Raw genomic sequence first — 7,844 nt, 5'->3', positions numbered from 1 at the left:
TATTAGCCATGATCATGGCACCATTTCCTAACCAGCAGTTTTCGCCAATGGAAATTTTTTCAAAATGACCACCTTGGTCTTTTATGGGTTGCTCTAGATCGTCAAAATTATGCTGACCTTTGCCACTCATTACATTTACACCACTGCCTAACAGGGTATTTTTACCTATAGTACAGCGGCCAATATTGCATTGGGCTCCTAGGTAGACGCCTTCTGCTATTTCAGTGTCTGCTTGTGAAAATAGCACCAAAAAAGAAATCACCGCATCAGGACTGCAATGAGTTAACACAAATCGATAAAAACCAGCCCGTAGATACACACCTAATTTACCCGGCATTAAACTTAACAACTGACTATAACTGCTGAGCACCGCATCTTTTATTAGCATTGAAGCAAACACAAAATACACTATGGTTATGGGCGCCATAAGTAGCGCGCATAAAATAAATAGTAGCCGTTTTATGACTTTTTTCATTGCTTATCCTTTGTGCCAAGCAAGTTAACTAATGGCTGTAATTGACCTTGCCAAGAATAATGAGATTGAATCAGTTGCAAAGCACTTTGACCGATAGATTGGGCAAGTTCAGGTTGTGCAACAAGCTGATTTGCCTGCGTAACAAACTCTTCTGGGGTGGTGGCTATTAAAATGTCTTTGCCGGTTTGACACAAAATGCCTTCTGCCCCCATCGGCGTAGATATAACAGGTAAGGCACAAGCAAAGGCCTGTAATACTTTGTTCTGTACCCCTCGGGCTAATCTGAAAGGTGCGACAAAAATGTCAGCTTGGTGGTAATAGGGCAGAATGTCTTCTACAAAGCCAGTGACCTCAATACCTTTATCTTGTGCAAGTTGTTTAATGTCAGCGCTAGGGTTCATGCCTGCAATGATAAATCTTGCATTAGGGTGTTCACCGATGATTGATGGCCAACAGCTGTTTACAAACCAAATAACGGCATCTTCGTTGGGTTTGTAATCCATAACACCTGTAAATAGAAATACTGGGTCAGGGTTAGGCTGTTTCACTTTAGGTGGGTAAAAGGTCGAAGTGTCGAGACCATTTCCCATAACGTGGATTTTGTCGCTTTTTATCACTTTTTGATTAAATAGTGTGACTTCTGCTTGAGCAATTAAATAGCAAGCATCAAATTCTTTAACTATTTGTCTTTCGTAATGAGCTAAAAGCTTTTGTTCTCTGGCGTACACCCAACTCATAGGGAATCTGCTACTTTGCTGGTATTGCCCCCACTTATCAGAGTCCACATCCATAAAATCCATGATCAGCAAGGGCTTAGCGTCTAGCGTATTAAGTACCGCACTTTTAAAAACGTATTCAGCCATTGAGGAGGCACTACATATGATAGCATCCACACTTTTGTCTGATAAAAACTGATCAAACTTTTGTTGCAAGGATTTATCATAAAAATTGGCCACACTCATGGATTGACCTTTGATAAGCCCTGTTAGCAAACGAATCGCCTTATTTTTAAGAGGCGTTGCAGTAACCGATTGGCATAAATATTCACCTAAAGCTGCAAAATACGCTAATTCTGCTGGATCTTCAAAGGGTGAAAACAGATGAATCTGGTGACCAAGTTCACTCAAATGCTGGATTTGGTGAAAAGTGCGAATTTTTTCACCCTTATTTGGAGGGAAAGGTACCCGGTGAGAAAGTATCAGTATTTTCACAGTATTAGTGACCCAAGCCCCTGATCTAAATATAAAAAAATAGAATCATAACATATCGGATTTTTATATCTCGGTACAGTAATAACAATACCGAATTCAATAGGGGGATTTTTAACCGACTGTTTTTGACTCAAGTACGCGAAAAGACTAAAATCCCTGAACACTTTATCTTATAAAATACCTTTGATTCGACATGTAGCTAATAAGTTGTTGGGTTATAAACAGTCATTCAGGATGTGTGGTTATGAAACCTTTTCAAGAATTAGTGTTATATGCAGGATTAGGCTTATCATTGCTTGCGTGTGGCTCAAGTGATGGAGGGTCTACATCTAACAAATTAGTAGATATTCCAACAGCAATCGAAACACTCAATGAGGACATTCAAGTTCTGTTTGAAGAGGATATTGCTGAAGATATTCGCCAGTCAGTACCTAGCGACATTAATCTACCTTTGGGCTTGCAGGCCACATTAGATATTGAATATCTAGGTGCATTTAGAGTGGTTGCAGAAGGGCAATCCAATTCAAATTATGCAGTTGGTACACTTGGTTTTAATCCCGACAACAATAGTATATTCATGGCTGGACATGCTTATCATAACGCTATAGCTGAATTTGAAGTACCTTCACATTTTTCATTTGAAACACAAGCTGCAAATATTCCAGCAGCTGCAGTGTTACAAGACTATGTGCAAATTTTAAACAAAAAGGAGATTGGCAATACTAATAACAAAATCAATGGGATTTTATACCATGACCAAAATTTGTTAGTGAGTTCTGAGGTTTGGTACGACGCATCTGGCAGTAACGCTGATAATTTACAAGTTTTTTCAAATGCATTAGACGTTAGCTCATCTAGCTACAAAGGTATGTTGCAATTAGAGGGAAAGGCAAAAGCAGCGGGGTATATGTTTAAAGTGCCAAATGAACTTACCGAACAAGTGGGTTCTGAATATTTAGTTGGCTGGGCGACTAACTACTCAATTGTCTCAAGATACTCCCAAGGGCCCAGTTTGTATCGTTTTGATCCAGAACAAGCCATTGATTCAGTTTTATCAGTAAATAGAACAATCGATACGGATGAATTGATGGTTTTTCCTTTTGCCGAAGATAAACAATTGGTTGAGGGATCAGATCTTTATACGTTAGATATTTCTCCGATTTGGGGGCCAACAACAAAGGCTAAGTTTGGTTTCATTATTCCTGGTACAAGTTATTTTTTAGCTGTTGGTCAGCATTCTGGTTTACACAGCGGTATTGGGTACAAAATAACCCAAAACAATGGGAATTTATGCGGTGGTCCGTGCCCATTTGATAGTGATGATGTTTATAACTATTTTTGGTTGTTCGATGTAAATGAAATGCTTGCTGCCGATGAGCCTTGGTTAGTGCAGCCCATCAGTTACGGTAAATGGAGTCATCCTTATGATAAAGGGGGCGCGCGTCCAGTCTCAGGGGGCACCTATGATGATCAAAACAACATTCTCTATTTATCAATAGAAGGCGCGGGGCAAACCGGTGATTATGATAGGCCTCCATTAATTATTAGTTATAAACTCGCCAAACTCGCCGCAAAGCAATAGGGGGATTTAATAGAATTCACTTATTAGAATGGTTGCGATTTTAATGTATTGAGTTAGTCTGCCTAAAGCCCTAGTTTGCAATCACAAAGCCTAGAACTTTAAGTTTATCAATGCAATACTTGTCAATTCAGACTACTGAGTCTTTTAACTGTTGATAACCTAAAACTAGATTACAATTGCATTCACCGAGCGAGTTAAGAAATCCCAATGAAGTTAATTGTCCAAATCCCCTGTTATAACGAAGAAGAAACGTTACCCGTAACTTTCAACGATATTCCCAAACAAATCGACGGCGTTGATGTAGTTGAAATTATGATAATTGATGACGGCTCTACCGATAAAACTATGGAGGTGGCAAAAGCGCTAGGTGTGCACCACATCGTTATTAACAAAAACAATAGAGGTTTAGCGCGAACCTTCAGAACAGGTTTAAATGAATGTTTAAAATTGGGCGCTGATATTATTGTGAATACCGATGGCGACAACCAATATGCCGGATGGGACATCCCAAAGTTAATTCAACCAATACTAGATGGTAAAGCTGATGTGGTAGTAGGCGACAGAAACACTGCCAAAGTTGCGCACTTTTCACCGTTCAAAAAGTTTTTACAACGACTGGGTAGTTATGTCGTTAAAACCCTCTCAGGTGTGCAAGTGCCTGATGCTGTAAGTGGTTTTAGAGCCTACAGTCGTGATGCCGCATTACAATTGAATATTGTCTCGCCTTTTAGTTATACAATTGAGGCGCTTATTCAAGCTGGCAAAAAACATATGGCCGTTACCTCAGTGCCCGTTGAAACTAATGCAAAAACCCGCGAATCACGCCTTTTCAGTAGTATCCCTAAATTTATCGAACGCCAGCTCACTACTATTGTTCGCATGTACGCGATGTATCAGCCTCTTAAAGTGTTCTTTTTTATTGGGTTAACACTATCTATTTTAGGTGCAATCCCTATTATTCGATTTTTATTCTTTTATTTCACAGGCGATGGTGATGGACATTTGCAATCTTTGGTATTAGGCGGAGTATTGACGATTTTAGGCTTTATTTCTTTTTTAATTGCTTTGTTGGCAGACTTAATGAATTTTAACCGTCAACTTATCGAACAGACGTTAGAAAAGGTGCGAAGAATAGAATTAGAATTAAACGATACCCAACAAATTAAAAAAGAGCATAATTTAAAGGATTAGCTGTGGCATTTAAAAGGCCTTTGCGGGTGGCTATGATTGCGCCAATTGAGCCCTTTCGTAGCGGCGTAGCAAAACATTCAACCCAAGTAGCATTAGAGCTTAATAAGCGTAGTAATATTGAGTTATCTGTATACTCATTTAAACGCCTATATCCTGCGCTGTTATTTCCAGGAACTGACGATAAAGACAGTGCTAGCACAGCGCCAGAAGCTTTAAATTGTCAGTTTACCCTTGATACTATTAACCCTCTTAGTTGGGGAGCTGTAATTAGTAGTATTGAATCCAAGGATATAGACTTGGTAATTATTCCAGCTTGGACCTTTTTTGTAGCACCTTGCCTAGGTTATATTGCTATGCAGTGTCAAAAACGGGGGGTTGAGGTTATCACCATAGTGCACAATGCTTTTGATCACGAAGCGGGTGGGATCAAAAATGCGTTAATGCGTTATCAACTCACTAAAAGTAAAAAATTTTTGGTCCATAATCAATCTCTTGCCAATGAAATTAAACAGGAGTTATCAGATGCAGATGTGGCAATTAGCCCTCATCCGATTTTCGACCAATATCCACAACCTAGTCAAATATTAGAAAGAAGAGCACAGTTAGAGTTACTTTTTTTTGGCATTATTCGCGATTACAAAGGCTTAGACATTTTAATTAACGCAGTGGCTGAGCTTACAGATATTGATTTTAAGTTGACTATTGTGGGTGAGTGCTGGGGTAGTTGGGATAAATATCAAAAGCAAATTTCAGTGTTAAATCTAACAAATAAGATCGAAACAGTTGTTCAGTATGCCTCAGATGAAGACGCTGCTAATTATTTTACCCGCGCTGATGCGGTAGTTTTGCCTTACCGCAGCATGACAGGAACAGGAGTCATCCCTCTTGCTTATCATTTTTCCACACCTGTTATATGCTCCAACTTACCAGCCTTTCATGAAGTGGTGAAAGACGGAAATACTGGGATAATTGCTAGAGGACAAGGAAGTATAGAGATCGTTGAGGCAATTAAAAAATTTCAAAAATTAAGGGAATCGACCAATTTTGCAAAGAATACTCGAGACTTAACGCAAATTTTTACCTGGCAAAAATTTTGTGACGTTTTGTTGGCTACATGGGTCAATATTGAAGGAAAGTAATCAGAAATGGAACAAAGTAAATCACCCTGTTTAGTTGCTATTATTGCTTGTTATTACCCAGATTATTTTGAGGAAAGCTTAAAAAAGTTGAAACTGCTGTTAATGAGTATTGATAAAAATCACTCAATTCTCATTGTTAATAATAGTGAATGTCAATTTGTAAGTGAAGGTACAAACTTAATTAAGGGAAGTAATGTATTTTGGGAGTTTTCAGCATGGGATGAAGGTGTTGAATATTTTAAAATACATAACATTGACGTTTCTGAATCTACTTTTATTTTTTTAAACGATACTTTTTGCGCTCACCGTATTTTTTCATTTTTAGATTTATATTTATTCAAAAAATCTATTCAAAAAGTGATGTCTAGAAAATATGACTTCGCAGGGGAAGTTAATTCTTTTGGAGAAACGTTCTCTGTAAAGAAGAATTGCGCGGATAAATGGATCTCGACCTACTTTTTTGCGATCCGAGCTAGTAAATTAGAATTAATTGGAAAATTTTGTAAATTCTCCCCTCAAGATAGCAAATTAGAAGTAGATTTTAAATCACGTAAAATACATATCGCAGAATGTTCTACTAACTTAATTGAACATTTAGAAAAATGGTTTTTCCCCAAAACTAAACAACTTGGGTGGTACAAAAATGATTCTAAAGTGAACAATGATACGCTTATAAAATTAAAGTTGACGGCTATATTAAATGAAAAGTTACTATCTATTGTAGCGTTGAGTCAGAACCTTAAATTAGTTGATGTTTATGGTCACAAATTAGCAAAACTGTATTTGTTAGGACGAAAGTTTCTATTTAAGTTTGTAATCTCTCCCTATAAAAAATATTAACCAAACGAGTTTTTTAATGCCAATTAGTTTGCCTCCCATTAGCATCTTAAGAAACATGTTTTTTATTTATGCTTCTCTTATCTTGAATCATTTCTCCAGAGCTATTTATCTCGTTCTTATTGCGAGAATTTTGGGAGCCGATTTATATGGCCTATTGGCTTATGGTCAGACATGGTATATGGCATTTTTACCCTTTACTACTCTGGGACTGGGGTCTCTTCTGGTACGAAAGTTAGCTGTCGATAGGGAAGCTGGTTTTCAACTGGCAAAGCAAATATTTGGAATTCAAATAATCACATCAATTCTATTAAGCATTGCATGTGTTTGTTTAGGTTTTCACCAAGAAAGTGATATTAGAGTTACACAATTATTGGTTATTTTTTCTTTTGCCTTATTTGCTAGAGGACTTTGTCAATGGAGTGATGCTATGTTTATAGCTTTTGAAAGGCCTAAAGAAAAATTAAATATTGATAAGTATTTTAGGCCCATAGAAGTAGTCATTGGCGTTAGTACAGCGTATATAAGCGAGAATATAGTTTATGTTGCCGCGTCACATTCAATTATGTGGGTAATGCAAGCTCTTATTCAATACCGTGTTGTAACAATAAAGCTTTGCAATATAACTCCTCATTTTGATTTAAACGAATCGCTGAGGCTGATAAGGAGAGCTTTACCAGTCGCTGCATCTATAGTATTCAATGCCATAATGTTGCCCATTGTTGTTATATCTTACAAATACTTCGAAGCTACAAGTAGCGAAATTGCTAACTTGTCAATTGTGGTCCAAGCATTTGTCATTTTGTTAAGTGTCTTTGCCGCGATATCGCAAGCATCTGGGCCAGCTCTGCGACGTTCAATGCTTAATGGCAATGAAAAGTTAGTTACATATTCAGTTTATTTTTTTAGGCTTTCTTTAGGTTATGGTGCACTTGCGATCTTTGCGGCAAGCTTTATTGGAGAAGCTTTTGTAACGACAGTTTTAGGCGATAGTTTCCACTTAGCGGGAAAGTATCTAGATGTTTTGATGTTTGCGTTGATCCCTGCAGGCATAATTATTTCTTCTGTAACAATATTTAATATTCTAGGGAAATTTTACTTAGGTTTAGTGGTTAACTCTGTGGCAGTAATCTCTACAGTATTAGTGTTATTCTTTTTTACTAAAGGTGGCTTTGAAAGCACTTTGTTAAGCATGTTGTTTGGATATTCTTGTGGCAGTATAGTGGCTGTTACATTGCTAGTTATAGTTTTTAGATGGCAGTATTTTAAGAGAATATTGACCTCTTTGTTGATATTGCTGCTTGTAGTAGGTTACGGTTATCTACTACATGGCTAATTTATAACGCTTGATAGCATTTGCAATGCAAAGTATAGATAAATTGGATTTAGACGGTGCTACAGTGTGAAAG

General features: G+C 37.5%; 7 protein-coding genes. 5 read left to right on the top strand and 2 right to left on the bottom strand.

Going from position 1 to position 7,844, the window contains the following annotated elements; translation table 11 throughout:
* Nucleotides 1–475 (bottom strand): acyltransferase (locus KO534_RS20515; RefSeq protein ID WP_215932771.1); only part of this gene is annotated, 475 nt, incomplete at its 3' end.
* Nucleotides 472–1,686: a TIGR03087 family PEP-CTERM/XrtA system glycosyltransferase gene (locus KO534_RS20510; protein ID WP_215932769.1), complete on the bottom strand. Its 1,215-nt coding sequence runs from the start codon at nt 1,684–1,686 to the stop codon at nt 472–474. The genes KO534_RS20515 and KO534_RS20510, both read right to left, overlap by 4 nt.
* A gap of 244 nt (nt 1,687–1,930) precedes the next feature.
* On the opposite strand from KO534_RS20510, the gene KO534_RS20505 reads away from it, so the two are divergent.
* From KO534_RS20505 to KO534_RS20485, 5 genes are all read left to right on the top strand, one after another.
* Complete coding sequence (locus KO534_RS20505; RefSeq protein ID WP_215932767.1) at nt 1,931–3,268, top strand: hypothetical protein; 1,338 nt, start codon at nt 1,931–1,933, stop codon at nt 3,266–3,268.
* Nucleotides 3,269–3,475: 207 nt separating this feature from the next.
* A complete protein-coding gene (locus KO534_RS20500; protein ID WP_215932765.1) occupies nt 3,476–4,459 on the top strand; it encodes a glycosyltransferase family 2 protein in 984 nt (327 codons plus the stop codon).
* 2 nt (nt 4,460–4,461) lie between these two features.
* On the top strand, nt 4,462–5,598 hold the full coding sequence (locus tag KO534_RS23815) for a glycosyltransferase (RefSeq protein WP_215932763.1): 1,137 nt from the start codon (nt 4,462–4,464) through the stop codon (nt 5,596–5,598).
* A 6-nt stretch (nt 5,599–5,604) separates the two neighbouring features.
* On the top strand, nt 5,605–6,438 hold the full coding sequence (locus KO534_RS20490) for a hypothetical protein (protein WP_215932761.1): 834 nt from the start codon (nt 5,605–5,607) through the stop codon (nt 6,436–6,438).
* Between the two features lie 16 nt (nt 6,439–6,454).
* Nucleotides 6,455–7,771, top strand: a complete 1,317-nt coding sequence (locus tag KO534_RS20485; RefSeq protein WP_215932759.1) for an oligosaccharide flippase family protein — start codon at nt 6,455–6,457, stop codon at nt 7,769–7,771.
* Nucleotides 7,772–7,844: the final 73 nt, after the last annotated feature.

The sequence above is a fragment of the Paraglaciecola arctica genome, from assembly GCF_018861065.1.
Taxonomy (GTDB): domain Bacteria; phylum Pseudomonadota; class Gammaproteobacteria; order Enterobacterales; family Alteromonadaceae; genus Paraglaciecola; species Paraglaciecola arctica_B.
The sequence above is the reverse complement of the archived record's forward strand: the minus strand, read 5'-3'. Positions and strand labels throughout refer to the sequence as shown.